This window comes from Actinoplanes sp. NPDC051851, from assembly GCF_040681165.1.
Classification (GTDB): domain Bacteria; phylum Actinomycetota; class Actinomycetes; order Mycobacteriales; family Micromonosporaceae; genus Actinoplanes.
Genome location: NZ_JBFAYF010000099.1, coordinates 1 through 21,266, shown reverse-complemented (window position 1 = coordinate 21,266; position 21,266 = coordinate 1). Strand labels below are relative to the sequence as shown.

The 21,266-nt window shown below is 72.4% G+C and carries 15 protein-coding genes; 10 read left to right on the top strand and 5 right to left on the bottom strand.

Going from position 1 to position 21,266, the window contains the following annotated elements; translation table 11 throughout:
• Nucleotides 1–48: 48 nt before the first annotated feature.
• Nucleotides 49–1,443: a cation:dicarboxylase symporter family transporter gene (locus AB0M08_RS44575; protein ID WP_364507518.1), complete on the bottom strand. Its 1,395-nt coding sequence runs from the start codon at nt 1,441–1,443 to the stop codon at nt 49–51.
• A 78-nt stretch (nt 1,444–1,521) separates the two neighbouring features.
• Here AB0M08_RS44575 and AB0M08_RS44570 point away from each other — a divergent pair, with 78 nt between their 5' ends.
• Nucleotides 1,522–3,075: a sensor histidine kinase gene (locus AB0M08_RS44570; protein WP_364507515.1), complete on the top strand. Its 1,554-nt coding sequence runs from the start codon at nt 1,522–1,524 to the stop codon at nt 3,073–3,075.
• A complete protein-coding gene (locus AB0M08_RS44565; RefSeq protein ID WP_364507512.1) occupies nt 3,072–3,749 on the top strand; it encodes a response regulator in 678 nt (225 codons plus the stop codon). Before AB0M08_RS44570 ends, AB0M08_RS44565 begins: the two co-directional genes overlap by 4 nt.
• 111 nt (nt 3,750–3,860) lie before the next feature.
• Here AB0M08_RS44565 and AB0M08_RS44560 read toward each other — a convergent pair whose 3' ends face one another.
• Nucleotides 3,861–5,285, bottom strand: a complete 1,425-nt coding sequence (locus AB0M08_RS44560; RefSeq protein WP_364507521.1) for a GGDEF domain-containing protein — start codon at nt 5,283–5,285, stop codon at nt 3,861–3,863.
• A 166-nt stretch (nt 5,286–5,451) separates the two neighbouring features.
• Here AB0M08_RS44560 and AB0M08_RS44555 point away from each other — a divergent pair, with 166 nt between their 5' ends.
• The 6 genes from AB0M08_RS44555 (at nt 5,452) to AB0M08_RS44530 (ending at nt 15,219) form a co-directional block, all read left to right on the top strand.
• Nucleotides 5,452–7,575, top strand: a complete 2,124-nt coding sequence (locus tag AB0M08_RS44555; RefSeq protein WP_364507509.1) for an EAL domain-containing protein — start codon at nt 5,452–5,454, stop codon at nt 7,573–7,575.
• 344 nt (nt 7,576–7,919) lie between these two features.
• Nucleotides 7,920–8,420 carry a hypothetical protein gene (locus AB0M08_RS44550; RefSeq protein WP_364507507.1) on the top strand — a complete coding sequence of 167 codons (501 nt, stop codon included), beginning with the start codon at nt 7,920–7,922 and terminating at the stop codon, nt 8,418–8,420.
• On the top strand, nt 8,420–9,763 hold the full coding sequence (locus AB0M08_RS44545; protein WP_364507505.1) for a hypothetical protein: 1,344 nt from the start codon (nt 8,420–8,422) through the stop codon (nt 9,761–9,763). Before AB0M08_RS44550 ends, AB0M08_RS44545 begins: the two co-directional genes overlap by 1 nt.
• Nucleotides 9,760–11,127 (top strand): VWA domain-containing protein, encoded by a 1,368-nt coding sequence (locus tag AB0M08_RS44540; protein ID WP_364507502.1) that lies wholly within the window; start codon nt 9,760–9,762, stop codon nt 11,125–11,127. The genes AB0M08_RS44545 and AB0M08_RS44540 overlap by 4 nt, the downstream gene beginning before the upstream one ends.
• Before the next feature lie 22 nt (nt 11,128–11,149).
• The gene (locus AB0M08_RS44535) at nt 11,150–12,262 is read left to right on the top strand and encodes an AAA family ATPase (RefSeq protein ID WP_364507499.1); all 1,113 of its coding nucleotides are present in this window, start codon (nt 11,150–11,152) and stop codon (nt 12,260–12,262) included.
• On the top strand, nt 12,259–15,219 hold the full coding sequence (locus AB0M08_RS44530) for a DUF5682 family protein (RefSeq protein WP_364507498.1): 2,961 nt from the start codon (nt 12,259–12,261) through the stop codon (nt 15,217–15,219). The genes AB0M08_RS44535 and AB0M08_RS44530 overlap by 4 nt, the downstream gene beginning before the upstream one ends.
• A 265-nt stretch (nt 15,220–15,484) precedes the next feature.
• Here AB0M08_RS44530 and AB0M08_RS44525 read toward each other — a convergent pair whose 3' ends face one another.
• On the bottom strand, nt 15,485–16,924 hold the full coding sequence (locus AB0M08_RS44525) for an MFS transporter (protein WP_364507497.1): 1,440 nt from the start codon (nt 16,922–16,924) through the stop codon (nt 15,485–15,487).
• Nucleotides 16,925–16,997: 73 nt separating this feature from the next.
• Between AB0M08_RS44525 and AB0M08_RS44520 the strand changes: the two genes are divergently transcribed.
• Nucleotides 16,998–17,561, top strand: coding sequence for a TetR/AcrR family transcriptional regulator (locus AB0M08_RS44520; protein WP_364507496.1), 564 nt, complete (start codon nt 16,998–17,000; stop codon nt 17,559–17,561).
• 46 nt (nt 17,562–17,607) lie between these two features.
• On the opposite strand, the gene AB0M08_RS44515 is transcribed toward AB0M08_RS44520, so the two are convergent.
• Nucleotides 17,608–19,068 (bottom strand): catalase, encoded by a 1,461-nt coding sequence (locus AB0M08_RS44515; protein ID WP_364507493.1) that lies wholly within the window; start codon nt 19,066–19,068, stop codon nt 17,608–17,610.
• 93 nt (nt 19,069–19,161) lie between these two features.
• On the opposite strand from AB0M08_RS44515, the gene AB0M08_RS44510 reads away from it, so the two are divergent.
• Nucleotides 19,162–20,094: a hypothetical protein gene (locus tag AB0M08_RS44510; RefSeq protein WP_364507491.1), complete on the top strand. Its 933-nt coding sequence runs from the start codon at nt 19,162–19,164 to the stop codon at nt 20,092–20,094.
• Nucleotides 20,095–20,212: 118 nt separating this feature from the next.
• Here the strand turns inward: AB0M08_RS44510 and AB0M08_RS44505 are convergent, their stop codons facing one another.
• Nucleotides 20,213–20,929 carry a hypothetical protein gene (locus tag AB0M08_RS44505; RefSeq protein ID WP_364507489.1) on the bottom strand — a complete coding sequence of 239 codons (717 nt, stop codon included), beginning with the start codon at nt 20,927–20,929 and terminating at the stop codon, nt 20,213–20,215.
• Nucleotides 20,930–21,266 lie beyond the last annotated feature (337 nt).

Below are 21,266 nucleotides of genomic sequence, written 5' to 3'. Positions count from 1 at the left end.
CGCCGATCGGCGGGACGCGCCGTGCGGTGCCGTCGGCCTCCAGCCGGATCATGCGGACTCATCCGATGAGGTGGAGGGTGCGGTGGGCGCGGTGGCGACGGAGGCCGCGGGTGTGGCGGTGGGGGTGGGTGCGGCCGTGGCGGTGGGTGCCGCCGGGCCGTGGTCGTCGTCGAGCATCGTCGCCTCGTCGAACGGGTCGCCGCCGGCCAGCACCAGGTTCGCCCGGTCCCGGTCGAACTCGTGGGTCCAGACGCCGATCAGCACGGTCGCCACCGCGTTGCCGGCGAAGTTGGTCAGCGCCCGCGCCTCGGACATGAACCGGTCGATGCCGACGATCAGACCGACCCCGTCGACCAACTCCGGCCGGTGTGTCTGCAGGCCGCCGGCGAGCGTCGCCAGCCCGGCGCCGGTGACCCCCGCCGCGCCCTTCGACGCGATGATCATGAACAGCAGCAGGGAGACCTGCTCGCCGATCGAGAGCGGGTTCCCCATCGCGCTGGCGATGAAGAGCGACGCCATGGTCAGGTAGATCGCCGTACCGTCCAGGTTGAAGGAGTACCCGGTCGGCACCGCGATGCCGACGACGGGCTTACTCACCCCGACGTGCTCCATCTTCGCGATCAGGCGGGGTAGCGCCGACTCCGAGGACGAGGTGGAGAGGATGAGCAGGAACTCCTTGGCGAGGTAGCGGAAGAGGACGAAGATGTTGATCCGCGCGACCAGCCAGAGCAGCGACCCGAGCACCGCGAACACGAAGATCGCGCAGGTCAGATAGAAGCCGAGCATGATCTGGCCGAGGCTGATCAGCGCGTCCACGCCGGCCGAGCCGACCACCGCGGCGATCGCGCCGAACGCGCCGATCGGGGCCAGCCACATCAGCATGGCGAGCACCCGGAAGACCAGGCGCTGGAAGACGCCGATCGCCCGCAGCGCCGGCTCGGCCCGCTCGCCCATGCTCTGCAGCGCGAATCCGATCAGGAGCGCGACCAGCAGGGTCTGCAGCACCTCGCTGCCGACCAGCGGGGAGACCAGGGTGGTCGGGATCAGCCCGAGCAGGAAGTCCGGCGTCGTCTCCGACGCGGTGTCGCCGACCTGCTTCTGCCCGGCCTCCGCGATCGCGGCGTCCAGGTGCAGGCCGGAGCCGGGGTGCAGCAGGTTGCCGACGACCAGGCCGATGCCGAGCGCCACGGTGGACATGGCGAGGAAGTAGGCGAGGGTCAGACCGCCCACCTTGCCGACCTTGGCGGCCTGCCGGACCGAGCCGACGCCGAGAACGATGGTGCAGAAGATGACCGGGCTGATCATCATCTTGATGAGGTTGACGAAGCCGGTGCCGATCGGCTTGAGCTCCACCGCGGTGTCCGGTGCGAGCAGGCCGACCGCGATACCGAGGACGACCGCCACGATGACGGCCGGGTACAGGTAGCGGGTGCGATCCTTCATGCCCCGCACTGTGGTCTAGGTCTCAGCCCGAATCACGATTACGGTCATTCTGTTCATCATCCTGAAACGGGGGACGGGTTGGCCCGACACTGGAGTATCGCGCGGCAGCTCTTCGCGCTGCAGGTGCTGGTGGTGACCCTGCTGGTCGCCCTCGGCTCGGTCGGCGTGGTGCTGCTGGCCCGCCGGGACGCGCGCAACGCGGCGGTCGACGAGGTGAAGGCGGTCGCCTCGACGCTGGCGCTCTCCCCGGTGGTGATCGAGGCGCTGGCCGGCGACGACCCGTCCGCGGTGCTCCAGCCGTACGCGGAGGCGACCCGGCACGCCACCGGTACCGACTTCATCGTGGTGATGGCTCCCGACCGGACCCGGTACACGCACCCCAGGCCCGAGCTGATCGGCCGGCCGTTCGCCGGGTCGGTCGCCGCCGCGCTGGCCGGGGGCACCGTGGTCGAGGAGTACGAGGGGAGTCTCGGCGACTCGTGGCGTACCGTGATGCCGGTCCGGTCGGCGAGCGGGCGGATCATCGGCCTGGTGTCGGTCGGCATCACCAACGCCGCCATCAACCGGGTCCTGCTGCGGCAGGTCCCGGCGGTCGCCGCCGCGACCACCGTCGCGCTGCTGCTCGCCGCGCTCGGCGCGTGGCTGCTCAGCCGCCGCCTGCGCCGTCAGACGCACGGTCTCGGCCCGGCCGAGATGACCCGGATGTACGAGTACTACGACGCGGTCCTGCACTCCGTCCGGGAGGGACTCGTCGTCGCCGGTCGCGACGGCCGGGTCGAGCTGATCAACGACGAGGCACGGCGACTGCTCGCGGCCCCCGCCGAGGGCCCCGCCGACCTGCCTGCCGAGATGGCCGAGCTGATCGCCGAACGCCGGCCGATGGTCGACGAGCCGATCCTGGCCGGTGACCGGATCCTGGTGGCCAGCCGCAGCGAGACCCGCTTCGAGGGCCGCACCCTCGGCACGGTGCTCACGCTGCGCGATCACACCGAGCTGCGGGCGCTGACCGGAGAGCTCGATTCGGTACGCGGACTCACCGAGGCGTTGCGGGCCAGCGCGCACGAGGCGGCGAACCGGCTGCACACCGTGGTCACGCTGGTCGAGCTGGGGAAGCCGGCGGAGGCCGTACGGCTGGCGACCGCGGAGCTGGAACTGGCGCAGCAGCTGACCGACCAGGTGGTCGGGGCGGTGCAGGAGCCGGCGCTGGCGGCGTTGCTGCTCGGCAAGTCCGCGCAGGCCGGCGAGCGCGGTGTGGAGCTGACCGTGGAGGCCGAGTCCCGGTTGGAGGGTCCCGCGCTGCCCGGCCGTGACCTGCTCACCGTGGTCGGCAACCTGGTCGACAACGCCCTCGAGGCGGTCGCCGCCGCCGAGCCGCCGCGCCGGGTCCGGGTGCTGGTCCGCCAGCACGGCGACGAGGTGCTGGTCCGGGTCACCGACACCGGCCCCGGCCTGAGCCCGGAGCAGGCCGCAGCCGCGTTCCGCCGGGGCTGGTCGACCAAGCCGGGCGAGGGCCGCGGCGTCGGGCTCTCCCTGGTCCGCCAGGTCGCCGACCGTTACGGCGGTACCTACCGCATCGACTCGCCCTCCTCCGGCGGAGCGATATTGACCGTACGCCTGCCGGTGCCCGCATGATCCGCGTCCTGGTGGTCGACGACGAGCCGCTGATCGCCGAGGCCCACCGTGCGTTCACCGAGCGGATCCCCGGTTTCCAGGTGGTCGGCGTCGCCGACTCGGCGCGTACGGCGATGTCGTTGCTGCGTACGCAGGAGGTCGATCTGATCCTGCTCGACCTGAACCTCCCGGACCGCCACGGCCTGGACCTGGCCCGGGCCCTGCGCGCGGCGGGCGGCACCGCCGACGTCCTGGCGGTGACGTCGAGCCGCGACATCGCCATGGTCCGCCAGGCCGTGGCCCTGGGCGTCACCCACTACCTGCTGAAACCGTTCACGTTCGCCGCGTTCCGCGACAAGCTGGACCGGTACGCCCGCTACCGCGACCAGCTGCTCGCCGCCCCGGAGGTGGCGGCCCAGCACGAGGTCGACCGGGTCTTCGCGACGCTGCGCGGCCAGGCCCCGGAGAGCCTGCCCAAGGGCCTGGACCCGCGCACGCTCGACCTGATCCTCGTAGTCCTGCGCGGCCTGGCCGCCCCGGCAGGCCTGTCCGCGGCGGAGGTCGCCGCCCGCACGGGCACGTCCCGGGTGACGGCACGGCGCTACCTGGAACACCTGGCCGAGGCGGGCCGCGTCGGCCGCAGCCCGCGTTACGGCGGCCCGGGCCGTCCCGAGGTCGAATACCGCCCCGCCTGATCGGCATCATCGGATGATCTCGATGTGTTGAGGATTCCTGCGTCTCATTTTCGGGAGGGGGTGCATAGGCCGGAGCAGACAGCATGGTCGTCGTGGACGTCCACGAGCTGCTCAGGCGGCCGCCCGCTCCCGCTTGACCGCGTACATCGCCTGGTCGGCGCGGCGGACCACGGTGACCGGCTCGTCGCCCGGGACGCCGGTGGCCAGGCCGATACTCGCGCGGATCCGAAGGGTACGGCCATCGGCGACCACCGGGTGGTCCAGCGCGATCAGTACCCGCCCGACCAACTCCTGCGCCTCCGGGCGGGTCGCGCCCGGCAGGATGAGGACGAACTCGTCGCCGCCCAGGCGGGCCACCGTGTCGCCGGGGCGGACGGCCTCGGTGAGCACGCGGGCCGCCGTGGTCAGGAGCAGGTCGCCGGTCTCGTGGCCGCAGGTGTCGTTGACCTCCTTGAAACCGTCCAGGTCTATCAGGGCCACCTGGACCGGGGCGGTGGCGAGCGCCGCGGCCAGCCGGTCCTGGAAGAGGGCACGGTTGGCCAGGCCGGTCAGCGGATCGTGGGTCGCGGTGTGGTCGAGCTGTTCCAGCAGGCGGGCGTTGTCCCGCAGGACGGTCATCTGCCGGGTCACCACGACGGCGGTGAGCAGGACGGCGCCGACCGCGACCACCTCGATGTCGGCGCGGTCGCCGCAGGCCACCGCGAGCAGCAGGACGTCGACGGCGGCGATCGCGGAGTAGGGGAGCAGGCTGTACGCGCGACGCCGGCTGACGGCCCGCGTGGCGGCCGGGGCGGGTGAGCGGGCGGCGAACATGGCCAGGCAGAACACGATCGGCAGGTGGATCTGGGCCACGTAGAGGCGCGGGTCGACGGCGGTCAGCAGCGGCTGGGCCATCGGGGCGAGCGCGCCGACGAAGACACCGGCCCCGAGCAGGCGAAGGCCACGGCCGTCGACCGGGGCGTAGTCGGAGAGCACCGCCTTGGCCAGGGCGAAGACCGCCAGGGTGGCGAGGACGGCGAGCAGCATCGAGGCGATCACCTGGCCGTCGACGTCACCGGCCAGGCCCTGGCGGGCGCCGAAGTGCCAGATGAAGACGGCGGCGGCCAGGGCGACGGTGCCGGCGTCCAGCGCGATCCGGGTGGTGGTGCCGGGGCGGCGGGCGCCGAGCGGCAGGCGGGCCAGGGCGTGGCAGACGAGCAGCAGCGCACCGCCGTCGAGGGCCAGCATGACCGGCCCGGTGTACGCCACCCGCGCCTCCGGATGCCGCAGCACGTCGATCGCCTGGGCGCTCTGCCCGGCCGCGACCAGCAGCGGCACCGGGGTCAGATGCCGCCAGAAGCGCCGGGTGGCCGCCGGGAGCGCCGGATTGCGGGCGAGCCGCCGGAACGCCACCGCGACCAGCGGGCCGTAGCACGGGATGGTCACCCAGAGCAGCGCCGCCGGGCCGACCGGGCGCGCCAGCCAGACCGCGAACCAGGCGACGGCTACTCCGGCGAGGGCCAGGCAGACCCGGGTGGCTTTCACGCCGGGGGTCATCGGCAAAGGTCGGACGCTCCTGAGAATGGCGCTCAACTCCGGTCGGACTCTGCCGAACTGGGCAGATGTGACCCGAACGCGGCGAGTCCCGGGGTGGCTCGCCTGGCTGATCTGCGGTGCGGCCGTCACCGTGGGCAATGCGCTGTTGCCCTACGGATGGCCGGCCGTGACCCTCTCCTCGCTGATCTCGGTGGCCTGCTGCGTGGTGATGGTGGCCGGGGCCCGCCGGCACCGGCCGGCCCAGCGGACGGCGTGGTACGTCTTCGCCGCGGGTGTCGTCACCTGGTTCGCCGGGGACCTGGTCTACGCCACCCGCCTGCTGGTCTTCCAGGATCTGTCGTACCCGTCCTGGGCCGACGCGTTCTATCTGGGCGCGTACCCGCTGCTGCTGGTCTCGCTCTTCCGGTTGACCCGGCATCGGGGGCCGGTCTGGTCCGGCAACCTGATCGACTCGGCGATCGTCGCGATCAGCGTCGGCATCGTGTACTGGACGTTCGTGATCGACCCGATCGTCACCGACGACGGGGTGCCGGCGCTGACCCGGGCGGTCACCGCGGGCTATCCGACCGCCGGGGTGGCGCTGCTCGCCGTGATCGTGCCGATCCTGCTGCGGCGCGGGCCGCGGACGGCCAGCATCTGGCTGCTGACCGTGGGCAGCATGCTCACACTGACCTGCAACGCGATCTACACCCTGCTGCCCGAGACGATGTCCTGGGCGGGCTCGTTCGTCTACGCCGGGTACGTGCTCGCGTACGTCTTCTTCGCCGCCGCGGCCGCGCACCCGTCGATGGCCGCCGCGCCCGCCGCCGAGGGCGACAGCCTCGGCTGGAGCCGCCTGGTCGTGCTCACCGCCTCGATGCTGCTGGTCCCCGCGATCCTGCTGGTGCAGGGCGAGCGCGGCGGCGGCAGCCTGAGCTGGCTGACCGTGGCGATCGGCTCGATGGCGCTGTTCATGCTGGTGGTGACCCGGATGTCCGGGTACATCGCCCGGGTGCGCAGCCAGGCCACCCGGTTGCGGGACCTGGCGATGCGCGACGACCTGACCGGGCTGCCGAACCGGCGTGCCTTCGAGGAGAGCGCCGCCGTGGCGGTCGCCGGGACGCCGTGCCGGCTGGTCATGGTCGACCTGGCCGGGTTCAAGCACGTCAACGACCGGCTCGGGCGGGCGGCCGGCGACCAGGCGCTGGTCGCGGTCGCCGACCGGCTGCGGACCTGCGTCCGCGACGTGGACACGGTGGCCCGGATGGGCGCCGACGAGTTCGCGGTACTGGCCTGCGACATCGAGCCGGGCGAGGGCGAGGCGGTCGCCGCCCGGCTGATCGACATGCTGCGCCAGCCGGTCGTCTCCGGCGAGCACGAGCTGCTGCTGCACGCCCGCCTCGGGATCGCCGACAGCACGGTCGCGGGCAGCGTCGACGCCGCCGAGCTGATCCGCCGCGCGGACACCGCCCGGTACGCCGCCCGCGCCGCCGGCAGCCAGATCACCGTCTACAGCCCCGAGCTGGACGAGCGCTCCGACGCGGCCGCCCGCCTCGGCGCCGACCTGCGGCACAGCCTCGACGACGGCGACTTCCACGTCGTCTACCAGCCGATCGTCACGCTCTGCGACGCCCGGATCCGTGCGGTGGAGGCCCTGGTCCGCTGGATCCACCCGGTCCGCGGCTTCGTCAGTCCCGCCGACTTCATCCCGGTCGCCGAGGACAACGGCCTGATCGTCGAACTCGGCGAGTGGGTGATGCGGACCAGCTGCGTGCAGTACATGGCCTGGCGCCGGGAGCTCGGCCCGGACGCGCCGCGTTACATCAGCGTCAACGTCTCCGCCCGTCAGCTCAGCGAGCCCGGCTTCCCGGAGGTGGTGACCGGCATCCTCGCCGAGACCGGGATGGAGCCGTCCTCGCTGCTGGTCGAGGTGACCGAGACAGCCCTCTTCCACGGCGGGACCGCGGTCCAGGCGGTGGAGACGCTGCACCAGGCGGGCATCGCGATCGCGCTCGACGACTTCGGCACCGGGCACTCCTCGCTCGGCCTGCTGCGTACCGTCCCGGTCGACGTCCTCAAGGTGGACAAGTCGTTCGTCGACGAGATCACCGGCGAGGGCCCGGCGGTCATCGTCGACGCCCTCATCCACGTCAGCAACGGCCTGGGCCTGCACGCCGTCGCCGAGGGTGTCGAGACGGCCGAACAGGCGGCCTACCTCCGCGAACTCGGCTACGAATTCGGCCAGGGCTACTACTTCGGCAAGCCCGTCGCCACTCCGGCCTTCGGGACGCCACTCACCGTCTCCGCCTGATGGTGATCGTACGCTCCTCGTGCACCGGGCCGGTCGCGTCACACTGTGTCACTCCTGCGCGAGGTCCGTGCCTCCTCCGGGCCGTTGCGCGCCTCCGCTCCCGGCTGGTCGTCAGGGGTCGGTGACCCGCCTCGAGACACCCCTGAGGGCCAGCCGGGAGCGGGAGCGCGCAACGGCCCGGAGGAGGCAGGGGCCTCGCGGGGCACGACGGCGCCGGTCTTCGGCCGGGGCGGGGCGCGAGTGGGCGTACGGGAGAAGAGGAGGTGCAGGTCGGGGGGCCTGCTCGTGGTTTTGTCAGACCCTTTCGGTAGAACTGGCGGCACTCGAGAGGGAGGGGGAAGGGTGTGACTAGCGAGGGCGCCGGCTACGAACGGCGCAGCGCCGCGGCGGTGATCGCGCCGGTGACCGTGCGGAAGCTGGCGAAGGTGCCGTTCGTGGAGCTGGCCGAGGGACGGCTGCAGGGCGTGGTGTCGAGCGGCTCGGACGTGGAGCGGGTCTACGTCTCGTCGATCACCGCGGGTGATCACGGGCTGAGCTGCAACACCAACAACAACCGGCCGTGCGGGGGGCTGAGTGGCGGGTCACGGGCCTGCGGGCACCTCCGGGCGCTCGCCGACGCCGCCGTCGCTCAGTACGGTCTGGCCCGCGTCGCGCGGTATCTGAAGGTGGAGCTCGCGGCCGGCGAGGAGGATCTCTGGGCCGGGCTGCACACCACCACCGCGCCGAACCGGGCCGCCGAGGTGTTCAGCGGCTTCCTGCGCCACCTGGCCTACCTCGAAACGCCGCCGAGCAACGAACCGCTGCCCGAGCTGCAGTGGTTCCCGGCGGCCGGGGCGGTGTCCTGATGCTCACCCTGACGACACCATCGGGCCTCGGCGAGACGCTCGCACTGGTCGACGGCCTCGACGACGTGCTGGTCCACGGCCTGGCCCGGATCGACGAGGAGCGCGCCGCCGCCCTCGAGGCGATCGCCGCCGCGTTCGCCGGTTCGCCGCCGGCCGACCGGATCGCCGACGCGATCGGCAAGATCATCGCGGGGACGGTGACCGACGAGAACCTGATCGTGCTGGCCGGGGCGCGCACCGCGCTGCTGGGCGCCGCGCACGACGCGCTGCTCGGCTCGCTGGGCCGCCCCCGGGAGCCGTGGACGGCCGAGGGCGAGCCGGCGCCGGCCGGTCCGCCGCTCGGCGGGGGCCGGTCCTGGCTGCGCGAGCTGGCGATCGCCGGGTGGCGCGGGGTGGACCACGAGCTGGCCGGTGGCGGCGCCGCGGCGGTGCAGACGCTGCTCGGCGAGCCGTCCGCGCGCCGGCTCGCGGTGCTGCTCGACGGGTTCGGCGCCGAGCTGCGCGCCGCCGCGCCGGTCGCGACGCTGGAGCGGATCCCGGTGCGCCGCTGGGCCGACCTCTGGACCCGCGCGCTGCTGCTCTGCCAGGCGGCGTACCCGGTGTTCGGGGCCGTCCCGGTGGACGGGCGGCTGCTGATCCTCGGTGCCGACCTGCACGAGCACCCGACGGTGTTCCGGGCCCAGGTGCACGGGCTGCTCGAGGCCGGTGGGACGGTGCGGCTGGTCCGGGCGAGCGTGGCCGCGGCCAAGGTGGACACCATCACCGGGCCGTCCGCCTGGCGGATGCTCGCCGGGTTCCCGGTCCTGCGCGGCGCGCTGGCCGGGCACCGGTCGATCGAGATCGCCGGGATGCCGCTGACCGCCGCGGGCGACCTGCTCTGGGACGAGGCGTGCGCGACCGCGGGCGAGCCGGCCGACCCGTTCGCGACGGCCCGGGTGCTGCTGGCGACCGCGGTGCTGCCGCCGGTCGCGCCGCTCGACCGGCACCCTGCCGCGATCGCCGAGCCGGTGCTGCTGGAGGGCTACACGGCCGGCCCGGACTCGCTCGACCTGGGCGGCGTCCCGGTCGCGGTCGACCGGGACCGGCTGCCGGCCGCCGGGCCGCTCACCCCGGCCCTCGTCGCGGCCTCGACCGCCTGCCTCGGGCTGCTGCGCTGGGACGCCGGGCGCTGGGCGGTGCAGCCCCTGGCCGTGCAGGCCGTGGTCAGGAAGAAGCCGGTCGCGGCGCACACCGGCGACTGGGCGCTCGGCCCCACCGAGGCGAAGGCGGCCAAGGCCGAGGCGGCCGCGGGCACCGCGGTCGAGGTGCTGCGCGAGCGCGCGGGAAGGTTGCTGCGGCGATGACCGGGAACGAGGGGAACACGGCGGAGGAGAACCGCCGGCAGGTGCTCTACTGGCGGCTGCTGTCCCGGCTCTTCGACCCGGAGGAGCAGGCCGCCCTGGAATCGGCCAGCGTCGCGGTCGTCGGCGACCTGGGGCTGCCTGTCGCGCTGCTCGACCCGAAGGTCTCGATCGACACCGTGGTCCAGCGGCATCCGCAGCTGGAGGCCGAGTTCGACGGCCTGATGTCCCCGGACGGCGACGACCGGGAGGGCGAGGTCCGGCGCGCGGCCCTGGCATCGAAACTGCTGCTCAACGTCTTCGGCACCGGCTCCGGCAACGTCTCCGCCGAGCAGCTCGCCCGTTGGCAGGCGGACGCGGGCTGGTTCGAGCGGGCGCTGGGCTGCGAGGCGGGGCGGCTACGCGGGCGGGCCGGGTCCGGCGGCGGTGGCGGCACGGTCGCGGGGACGGGGACCGGTGACGGCTTCTCCGCCCCCGAGCTGGGCAGGGCGCTCGCCGGGATCGAGGCCGACCTGGTCAAGCGGATGCAGCTGCGCGAGGTGCTGGCCGACCCGCGACTGGCCAAGCAGCTCACCCCGAGCATGTCGCTGATCGAGCAGCTGCTGCGCGACAAGGACAACCTGGACGGCGTCGCGCTGGCCAACGCCAAGTCGCTGATCAAGCGGTTCGTCGACGAGGTCGCCGAGGTGCTGCGGACCCAGGTCGCGCAGGCCAGCGCCGGGACGATCGACCGGTCGATCCCACCGAAGCGGGTGTACCGCAACCTCGACCTGGACCGCACGATCTGGAAGAACCTGCCGAACTGGAGCCCGGAGGACGAACGGCTCTACGTCGACCGGCTCTTCTACAAGCAGACCGCCAAGCGGGTCACCCCGGCCAAGCTGATCGTGGTGGTCGACCAGTCCGGCTCGATGGTCGACGCGATGGTCAACTGCACCATCCTCGCCTCGATCTTCACCGGGCTGCCCAAGGTGGACGTGCACCTGATCGCGTACGACACCCGCGCGCTGGACCTGACCCCGTGGGTGCACGACCCGTTCGAGGTGCTGCTCCGCACCAAGCTCGGCGGCGGCACCGACGGCACGGTCGCCCTCGAGCTGACCCGGCCGAAGATCACCGACCCGCGCAACACCGTGGTCGTCTGGATCTCCGACTTCTACGAGTGGCAGCAGGAGGCGGTCTTCACCGGGATGGCCGCCATCCACCGCTCCGGCGCCCGGTTCATCCCGGTCGGCTCGGTCAGCAGCGGCGGCCACCAGAGCGTCAACCCGTGGTTCCGCCAGCGCTTCAAGGACCAGGGCACCCCGGTCCTGTCCGGGCGCGTCAAGAAGCTCGTCGTCGAGCTCAAGAACTTCCTCGCATTCTGAAACGGTTTAGGAGAGACCCCCGATGAGTGACATGCTGCGCGCCCCCGCCGAGGTCAAGTACGCGGAGGAGCTGGACTGGCTGGAGTCGATCGACACCGGGCCCAAGCCGTTCTCCTGGCGGCTCAGCCCGAAGATGGTGCGGACGTTCGTCCTCGGCTCGGAGCGCGCCGACGGGCTGGAGCGGGAGATCAGCCCGAAGTGGTTCGGCGACCGCAGCTTCGTCGAGCGCTCGATCGTCACCCTCGCCTCGGACCGGGGCCTGCTGCTGATCGGCGACCCGGGTACCGGCAAGAGCTGGCTGGCCGAGCTGCTCGCCGCCGCGATCAGCCGCAACTCCACGCTGGTCGTGCAGGGCACCGCCGGGACCACCGAGGACCACATCAAGTACTCGTGGAACGTCTCGATGGTGATCGCCAAGGGGCAGTCCCGGGCCTCGATGATCCCGTCGCCGATCATGACGGCGATGGAGGGCGGCGTGATCGGCCGCTTCGAGGAGCTGACCCGGTCGACCAGCGACGTCCAGGACGCGCTGATCTCGATCCTCTCCGAGAAGTACGTGTCGATCCCGGAGCTGGACGACGACAACATCGTCTTCGCCAAGCCCGGCTTCAGCATCATCGCCACCGCGAACAGCCGGGACCGGGGCGTCAACGACCTCTCCTCCGCGCTGAAGCGGCGCTTCAACTTCGTCCGGATCCCGGTGGTGACCAACCGGAGGAGCGAGGCGGAGATCGTCCGCTTCCGCACCGAGGAACTGCTGCGCCGGCACAACATCGAGCTGGAGGTGCCGCCCACCCTGCTCGACGTGCTGCTGCAGAGCTTCGCCGACCTGCGGGCCGCCGCCGCCTCGGCGGGCAGCGACGACGAGCGGCTGGAGTCGGCGCTCTCCACCGCCGAGCAGATCGGCGTGCTGGAGGACGCCATCCTGCACAGCAACTTCTTCGGGGCGGCCGCGCTGACCTCGCAGACGCTGGCCGGCTCGCTGGTCGGGTCGCTCGCCCGGCGCAGCCCGGAGGACCTGGCGATCCTCAACAAGTACTGGCACGGCGTGGTCGAGCCGCGCAGCCAGGAGAAGGGCGGCGAGTGGACCGGCTTCCTGGACGGCGGCCGCGAGGCGATCGCGACCCTCTCATGAGTGGGGGACCCTTCGACGCGCTGCGCGCCCAGCTGCTCGGTGCCGCCGAGGAGCTGGGCGGCGGCCCGGCCGCGCTGCCGGAGATCCTGGCCGGGATCGTCGACGACGTGGACCACGCGCTGCGCGAGCCGCTGGAGATCTTCCCGGTCTGCCACCACTCGCCGGCCTCGGCGCTGGCCATGGTCCGGCGGCTGCGCGAGAAGCAGCCGAAGGTGATCTACCTGGAGCTCTGCGAGGACCTCGGGCCGCTCCTGGCCGAGCTGCGCAACTGCCGGCTGCCGGTGGCGCTGCAGTCGTTCGCCTCGGAGCTGGACGGGTTCCCGGTGGAGTCCGCGCCGCTCTCGGTGATCGCGCCGGTCACCGAGTCCTCGGCGGAGTACCAGGCGATCTCGTACGCGCTCTCCACCCCCGGCGTCGAGCTCGTTCTGGTGGACCGGTCGACCGACCACGTCTTCCAGTGGGACACCCCGTCGCCGGCGGCCACCGGGTCCGCCGACACGGAGGCCGAGGACGACCTGCACGGCGACGCGGTCGGCGTGGAGATCGGCGACCTGCGGCCGCGCTTCGCCGAACTGGAGGAGCACCTGCTGCACCACGGCCGGGTCCGGCACTGGTCGGAGTGGTGGGACCAGTACGTGGAGCAGCCGCTCGCCGGGGCCTCCTACGAGACGTACCGGCAGGTCATGGTGCTGGTCGGCAGCCTGTTCCGGCGGCTCGCCCCGCACGACACCCGGCGGTACGCGTCCGACGAGGACCGCGAGCGGTACATGTGGACCCGGATCCGCGAGCACCTCGCCGCGACCGGCGCGGACCGGGCCGGCTGCCTCTACGTCTGCGGCGCCTTCCACGCCGCCAGCCGGGTCGCCGAGGCCGGGTCCGACCCGTCCACGCCGGACTTCCCGATCACCCCGCGCACCGGCACCACCTGGTTGTACGGTCTGATCCCGTCCAGCCACTCGGCGATCGAGGCCCAGTTCGGGCTGGCACCCGGCTCGGTGTCGATCGCCGCGGCCACCTGGCGCAAGCAACTCGACCGGTTCCGGATCACGCCGTTCCAGCTGGAGGGTCAGAAGGGGGCCAGGAAGCGGGCACCGAAGCCGCTGCCGCCGCCGGTCGCCGGGTCCGGGCCGGTCACCGACCAGCTCAGCGACTACCTCGGCGGCCCGCCGCACCTCGACGGGCTGGACGAGGAGGAGCTGCGCGGCTGGTGCGTCGACATCGTCCGGCTGGCCCGCAAGAACGGCTACCTGGCGAGCACCGCCGACGCGATCGCGGTCTACGAGACGTCGATCCTGCTGGCCGGGATGCGCGGGCGGGCGCGGCCGACGCCGTACGACTTCCAGGACGCGGCGGTCACCTGCATCGAGAAGGACACCGTGCCGGGCCGCCGTGACGTGCGCCGGCTCTGCGAGATCCTGCTCGGCGGCGACCGGATCGGCCAGGTCGGGTATGAAGCGCTGCCGCCGCTGGCCCGCGACGTCTACGACCGGCTGGAGCCGCTCGGGCTCAACCTGGAGCAGCGCAGCATCCAGCGCGCGCTGCTCGACATGGCCGCCCGGCCCGAGCTGGCCGCCTGCTCCCGGCTGCTCTGGATGCTGCGCTACCTGCTTCCCGACCACGCGGTCCGGCCGATCATGGGGTCGCGCAGGCTGGGCGAGAAGCACATCCAGGAGAGCTGGGACCTCGACCTCGGCCGGCACCAGCGCACGGTGATCGAGCTGGGCTACGAGGGCGTCACCGTCGAGCAGGTCCTGGAGCAGCGGCTGCGCCGGGACGCCTGGGACCCGAAGGCGACGGCGGCCGGCGCGCTCAAGGCGGTGGAGAACTCGCTGCTCTTCCTGCAGAGCCCGCGTCTCACCGAGGAGCTCGGCGCGCGGGCGGTGGAGTTGCTGGCCGCCGAGCGCACCGTGGACGAGGCGCCGGTGGTGCTGCGGCGGATCCGGCGGCTGCTGGCCTACTACCGCTCCACCCGGCCGGCCCTGCCGTCCTGGTGCGAGCGGTTCGTCACCGAGGGGTACGCGCACTACTGCACCCTGCTGCCGACCGCGTTCGTCGAGGAGGAGACCGGGGTCCGGCAGGTCGGGGCGATGCTCGGGTTCCTGTTCAGCATGGAGAGCCTGGCGCTCTCGCTCGGCTGTGACCGGACCCAGCTGGAGCTCGCGGTCCGCCAGTCACACCCCGAGACACCGGCCAAGCTGGCCCTGCTCTGGGCGGCGCGGCACCAGCTGGGTGCGCTTGGCCTGGCGGAGCTTCGCGTACGCGTCGACGAACTGCTCGGCAACCCGCTGGTGGTCCCGGCGTTCCCGCAGTACGTGAGCGGGTTCGTCCAGGCGCTGGAGCCGGTCCCGCGGCTGGCGCCGTTCGTGGTGGAGACGCTGTCGAAGGCGTTCGGACGGCTGCCGGACCGGGTGCTGCTGCCGTGGCTGCCGACCCTGATCACCACGCTGAAGTCGCAGGCGGCCGAGCTGGTGCCGGTGCTGACCCGGGAGGCGGGGCGGACCTTCCCGGCGGGGCTGGCGGCTCTGGACGCGTGGACCCCGCCGTGGGCGGCCAAGCGCGCCGCTGCGGCCGGGGCCTCGATGCCGGGCGGTGCGGGCGTCGCGCCGGGCGGTGTGGGCTCGATGCCGGGTGGCGCGGGTGCGGTACCGGGTGGTCTGGGCCCGATGCCGGGTGGCGCGGGCGGGGCACGGGCGGGCGACGCCGGGCCGGTCGGGAGGCTGCTGGCCGGGAACCCGGAGACCACGGACGCGGTGGCGGCGTTGCTCGGCTGCGCGGGCGAGTGGTCCCCGCTCGGTGATCTGCCGGGCGAGGCCGGGATCGGGGTGGCCACGGTTGCCGGCGGGAGCGCGGTTGCCGGCGGGAGCGGAGTGGCCGGCGGGAGCGGGATTGCCGCCGTCGCCGGGCTGCTCGCGGCCCATCCCGAGACGGCGGAGGGAGTGGCGGTACTGATCAGTTGAACCGAGGGGGTGTGGCGCTCGTCATCGACACGTGAACGGGCGACGGCCGCAAGCGACGCCGGAGGGGGAGTCACTTGCGGCCGTCACCGGCATGCCTCTGTCGGGGCCCGGCGAGCGGACCGGGCCGGGGTTGGGCCGTGGCCGGGTTCGGCCGTGGCTGGGCCGTGGCCGTGGTTGGGCCGTGGTTGGGCCGTGGCTGTGGCCGTGGCCGTGGCCGTGGCCGTGGCTGTGGCCGTGGCTGGGCTGGGCTGGGCCGTGGCCGGGCTCAGGCCTCGACGGGGGTGAGCTCCGGGAGGACCGGCGGGGTGGCCGGGGTCTGCTCGGGGGAGCGGGTGCCGGAGGGGACCAGCAGGGCGACCAGGAAGGCGGCCGTGCTGGCGACGGCGAGGAGGAGGAAGGACTCGGTGTAGCCCGACTCGGCGGGGAGGTTGTGTGCGCCCGGGTGGGCGGTGACGACCGAGCTGACCAGGGCGGTGCCGATGGAGGCGCCGATGGTGCGGATGTTGGTGTTCATGCCGCTGGCGGCGCCGGTCTGGTGCATCGGGACGCTCTGGACGATCAGGTTCACCATCGAGGAGTAGATGACGCCCAGGCCGATGCCGAAGACGCCGGCGGCCGTGGCGACCGCCCACTTCTCGCTGTGGAAGAGCGCCAGGGAGAGAGTGGCCACCGTGCTGAGCGCGGAGCCGTACAGGAGCTGGGCCTTGTTGGTGATCCAACGGGTGAGGGGGCCGCTGAGCGAGCCGAAGACGGCCATCGCCACCAGCATCGGGAGCATCAGCAGGCCGGCGCCGGTCACGCTGGCGCCGAAACCGTAGCCGGACGCCGCCGGGACCTGCATGAGCTGGGGGAGGAAGGCGAAGACGCCGAACATCGAGGCGCCGAAGAGGAGCGCGACCAGGTTCGTGGTCCAGACGGCGGGCAGGCGCATCATCCGCATGTCGATCAACGGCTCGGCCGAGCGCAGTTCGGTGACCAGCCAGGCGGCGATCAGCGCGGCGGCGGCGATCAGCAGGCCGAGGGTGCGCGGGGCGGTCCAGCCCCAGGTGTTGCCCTTGCTCAGCGGGAGCAGCAGGGCGACCAGCCAGCCGGAGAGCAGGACCGCGGAGAGCCAGTTGACCCGGCCGGGGCTGCGTACCGGGGAGGCCGGGACGAATCGCCAGGCCAGCACGCCGACGACGAGCACCGCGGCCATCGGGATCCAGAACAGCCAGCGCCAGTCGAGGACGCCGACGATCGGGCCGGCCAGCACGATGCCGATGCCGCTGCCGGTGGCGATCACCGCGGCGAGGGTGCCGATCGCGGACGAGACGCGGGCCGGCGGGAAGACGTCGCGGATGATGCCGAACGAGACCGGGAAGACGGCGGCGCCGAGGCCCTGTACGACGCGGGCGACGATCAGCACGGTGACGTTCGGCGCGAGGGCGGCGATCAGGCAGCCGAGGGCGATCGCGGCGAGCGCGACCAGCAGCGTGCGGTCCTTGCCGATCATGTCGGCGATCCGGCCCATCAGCGGGGTGGCCACCGAGGCGGCGAGCAGCCAGGCGGTGAGCACCCAGGTCACCGTGCCGGTGGTGGTGTGGAGGTCCTGCTGGATGGTCGGCAGCACCGGGGTGACCAGTGACTGCATGAGGGCGAACGCGGCCGCCGCCGCGGCGAGAACCGCGAAGATGGCACGGGGAGTCGCCTGGTAAAGTCGAGGCATGCCTCCAGATTAGTGGAGGGGTACCTCCGGTTCGCAACCGGTTTTCCCCGGAGGTGATGTGAGGAGGCTCTCGATGACCGATCTGCCCGTCGCCGTCCGCCGTCCGGCGCGTGCCGACGCGCGGCGCAACTTCGACGCGCTGCTCGTCGCGGCCCGGGAGACCTTCGCGGTGGACGGCGCCGACGCCTCCCTCGAAGAGATCGCCCGGCGCGCCGGGGTCGGCATCGGCACGCTGTACCGGAACTTCCCGACCCGCAAGGACCTGTTCGAGACCGTCTACGTCGACGAGGTGAACCAGCTCGGCGTGGTCGCCGCGGCGGTCGCCGGACTGCCGCCGTGGGAGGCGCTGCGCACGTGGCTGGACCGGTTCGCGGGGTACATCGTCACCAAACGGGCGGTGATCGACGCGCTGAACCGGGAGTCGGAGCTCTTCCAGTCCTGCCGGCGGAGCATGTACCAGGCCGGGGAGCCGCTGCTGGACCGGGCGCGGGAGGCCGGGGAGGTGCGCGCGGACGCCAGCTTCGACGACGTGATCCGGCTGATCTCGGGGCTCATGTCGGCCGCGTTCGTCGACGAGGACCAGCGGAACCGGGTGCTGGACTTCGCGCTGGACGGGATCCGGAACCGCCCCCGATAGGTGCCGGGGGCGGGTTCTCACGTCGTACCGGAAAGCGGTTCTGATCTTAGGTCTGCTGGGCGCGGACGCCTGATTCGATGCGGTCACCGATGGTCTTGTCGATGTGGTGCCAGTAGTCGAAGGCGCGGTGCAGGACCGGCTCGCTGACCCGGTTGAGCAGGTGGCCGACCACGTTGCTCACCAGGCGGTCGCGGGCCGCGTCGTCGAGCACCTCCCGGACCATCGTGCCGGCCTGGCCCCAGTCGTCGTCCTCGGCGTGCAGCGTCGCGGCCGCCCGGACCATCTCGCCGTCGGCGTACCACTTGCCGCCGTCGTCGGTCAGCGCCGGCTGGGCCTGCGGACCGCCGTACGAGTTCGGTGCGTAGACCGGATCGGTCACGTTCGTGATCCGCATCGCGCCGTCCTTGGAGTACGAGTGCACCTCCACCTTCGGCGCGTTGACCGGAATCTGCCGGTAGTTGACGCCGAGCCGGGCCCGGTGCGCGTCGGAGTAGCTGAATCCCCGGGCCAGCAGCATCCTGTCGGGCGACAGGCCGGTCCCCGGCACCACGTTGTTCGGCTCGAACGCGGCCTGCTCGATCTCGGTGTGGTAATCGGTCACGTTCCGGTTCAGCGTGAGCCTCCCGACCTCCCGCAGCGGGTAGTCGCCGTGCGGCCAGACCTTGGTCAGGTCGAACGGGTTGAACCGGTACCTCTTCGCGTCCTCGAAGGGCATCACCTGCACGTGCAGCGTCCACGACGGGAAGTCGCCGTCCGCGATGTGCTCGAAGAGGTCACGCTGGTGGAAGTCGGTGTCCTTGGACGCCATCTCGTCGGCGTCCTCCTGCGTCAGGCACTCGACGCCCTGGTCGGTCTTGAAGTGGTACTTCACCCAGAACCGCTCGCCGTCCGCGTTGATCCACATGTACGTGTGGCTGCCGTACCCGTTCATCTGCCGCCACGTGCGCGGGATGCCCCGGTCGCCCATCAGCCAGGTGACCTGGTGCGCCGACTCGGGCGACAGCGTCCAGAAGTCCCACTGCATGTCGTGGTCGCGCAGGTTGCTGTCGGCGCGCCGCTTCTGCGAGCGGATGAAGTGCTGGAACTTCATCGGGTCCTTGATGAAGAAGACCGGTGTGTTGTTGCCGACGATGTCCAGGTTGCCGTCGGCGGTGTAGAACTTGACCGCGAAGCCGCGCGGGTCGCGCCAGGTGTCCGGGCTGCCCCGCTCCCCGGCGACGGTCGAGAAACGGATCAGCACCTCGGTCTCGGCGCCCGGTTGGAAGACCGCGGCCCGGGTCAGCCCGCTCACGTCCCGGGTGACCCGGAACGTGCCGAACGCGCCACCGCCCTTCGCGTGCGGCTGGCGCTCCGGGATCCGCTCCCGGTTGAAGGCCGCCATCTGCTCGATCAGGTAGTGGTCCTGCAGCAGCAGCGGGCCGTCCGGTCCGACGGTGAGCGAGTGCTCGTCGCTCGCGACGGGTATCCCGGCGTCCGTGGTGGTGGGCGGGCGTTCTGCGGTACTCACGAGATCTCCTTCGGTCGGTTCCCCCTCCTGTCTGTGTCCTGCGATCGCCCCGGCAAACCATTTCTGTCGTACGACGGCGATAGGGTCCCCGCCGTGGAGATCAGCGACGACGAGCTGCTGCGGATGGTCGACGAGGCCTGCGAGGACGACGACCCGACCCGTCTCGAGGAGGTGGCGCGGGTCCGTCCCGACCTGATCGCGCCGTTCCACCTGCGGCTGGCGGTGTCGGGGGTGTTCTGGGTCGCGGCCTTCTACCAGGGGATGACCGAGGAGACCGCGGCCGAGCTGGTGCGCCGCGCGGACAATCCGGCGTATCTTCACGTGCTCGGTGCGAGCGGCACCCGGGCCGCGGTCGAGGCGATCCGCGGCTGGGCGGCCGACCCGCCGTCCTGGCTCACCGTCCCCCTCGACGGCGCCGGCCACGCGGGTGGCTGGGAGCTCGGGCCGGACGGGGAACGCCGCGACCTGGTCAGCCGCTCGGCGCACGCGCTGGACCCGGCCGCCGACGGGCCGATCGTCACCGGCGCGGTCACCTCGGGGCCCTTCGGTGAGCTCTGCGGGTGGTGCGAGATGCCCCTGCTCTGCCTCCTCGAGGCGGACGGCGCGCTGCTGCCCGGCCTGCTCGCCCCCGGGCCGTTCGCGGTCTGGACCTGCGTCCGCTGCGGCTGTTACACGACCTACTACACCGAGGGCGGGAGCTTCGCCGCCGGGCAGACGAGGCCCGGCTTCCTCGGGTATGAGGCGGACGGCTGGGGCTTCCCCGAGGCGGAGCCGCTCCGGATCGGGGCGCCGCGCCCGACGCCGTGGGCGGCCAGTGCGTGGAGCGCGGGGAACTCGACGCTCGGTGGCTTCCCGGACTGGATTCAGGACCCGGAGTTCCCCGCGTGCCCACGCTGCGACCGGACCATGCCGTTCGTCGGGATGATCACCGGCTCGGACCTCTGGGGCGAGGCGGCGGAGGGCTGCCACTACCTGTTCCACGACCAGGAGTGCGGCCTCTCCGCCGCCGTCTATCAGCAGTCGTGACCGCTCTCCTCAGCCGATCACGAAGGACCGGCCCGCCACCGTCGGAGAGCCGGTGGCCGTGGAGGTCATGACGCTTCGTCGAGTCATGTAATCCGGTTCGGTGGGAAAGTCCGGTCCCTTACCGGCCGAGCCCCATCTGGTTGCTGCTCCAGCTGTACGTCGGCGGGATCTCGCCCGGAGCCGGGGCGGGGGCGGCGCTGGTCGCGACCGAGGACGGTTGCAGCGCTGCCGAGGCGCGCGTCGACGACTGGACGGCCCGCGTCTGCTTGTCGTACTGCCGGTCGAGCTCCCTGACCCACGGCTTGTCCCGGGAGGCCTGATGGTGCCCGAACAGGCGCTCGGCGACGATCTTCGCCTCCGCGGCGGCCTGCGCGGGGTGCTTGTCGTCGGCGGTCAGCTTGGCGCGGAGCGCCTGGAACAGTTTTCCCCGGTGGATGTCCCGGTCGTCGTCGAGCAGGCGCAGCGTGGTGGCGAAGTGCTCGCTGGTGGTCATCCGATCGGCGGTGCCCCTGACCTGGCGGATGTACTCGTACACGTTGGTGCCCTGGGCGCACACACCCTCGAGGAATTCCTGGGCGCGGTAGAGATGCCGGCCGCTGCCGCCCGCCTTGTCCAGGGTGAGCCGCTCGATCAGCGAGTAGTCCTGGTTGCTGGTGGCCCACTGGTACATCTGGGCAAGCGGGCTCGTGCCGGGCCGGTGTGAGCTGGCCTGTGGTTGCTCGAACACGACGCCGAGGTTGAGGTTCGCCCGGGTCAGGTCCCGCAGCAGGTGCCGTTCGTCGCGCATCGTCCGGGCAAGCCAGGCCGGGGAATAGCCGAGGGGGATTCCGGGCATGGTGGCGCTCGCCTTCTCGTCGGGGGTCCCCGTCCCTGTGCGGGGCAGCGGTACTACGCGGCGGGGAGTCCCCGGGTTCACGGATTTAATCGCGTTGCCCGGGGCGCGGCAGGGGCCTAACGTTGTCGGCGACGGAGCGCGAGGGACACGGAGGGAGACACCGATCATGCGATGGCTGTCCGGCAGTCCCTCCCTGCGAGCCCCGGGATGGTGGCGGCGCTAGCGATCCGGCTAGCGACGATGGTCAAGTCCCCGGAAGTGGTGTAACGGCTGATCTTTCGAGTTGTGCTGGTTAGAAGGGCTGTTCGCCGGGTTGGACGGTGACGGGCTCACCGGT

Excerpts from the sequence above, each read along its gene's own strand:
- AB0M08_RS44565 (WP_364507512.1), top strand. The coding sequence starts at position 3,072 with ATGATCCGCGTCCTGGTGGTCGACGACGAGCCGCTGATCGCCGAGGCC.
- AB0M08_RS44525 (WP_364507497.1), bottom strand. The coding sequence starts at position 16,924 with ATGCCTCGACTTTACCAGGCGACTCCCCGTGCCATCTTCGCGGTTCTC.
- AB0M08_RS44505 (WP_364507489.1), bottom strand. The coding sequence starts at position 20,929 with ATGCCCGGAATCCCCCTCGGCTATTCCCCGGCCTGGCTTGCCCGGACG.
- AB0M08_RS44560 (WP_364507521.1), bottom strand. The coding sequence starts at position 5,285 with ATGACCCCCGGCGTGAAAGCCACCCGGGTCTGCCTGGCCCTCGCCGGA.
- AB0M08_RS44520 (WP_364507496.1), top strand. The coding sequence starts at position 16,998 with ATGACCGATCTGCCCGTCGCCGTCCGCCGTCCGGCGCGTGCCGACGCG.
- AB0M08_RS44540 (WP_364507502.1), top strand. The coding sequence starts at position 9,760 with ATGACCGGGAACGAGGGGAACACGGCGGAGGAGAACCGCCGGCAGGTG.
- AB0M08_RS44530 (WP_364507498.1), top strand. The coding sequence starts at position 12,259 with ATGAGTGGGGGACCCTTCGACGCGCTGCGCGCCCAGCTGCTCGGTGCC.
- AB0M08_RS44575 (WP_364507518.1), bottom strand. The coding sequence starts at position 1,443 with ATGAAGGATCGCACCCGCTACCTGTACCCGGCCGTCATCGTGGCGGTC.
- AB0M08_RS44545 (WP_364507505.1), top strand. The coding sequence starts at position 8,420 with ATGCTCACCCTGACGACACCATCGGGCCTCGGCGAGACGCTCGCACTG.
- AB0M08_RS44535 (WP_364507499.1), top strand. The coding sequence starts at position 11,150 with ATGAGTGACATGCTGCGCGCCCCCGCCGAGGTCAAGTACGCGGAGGAG.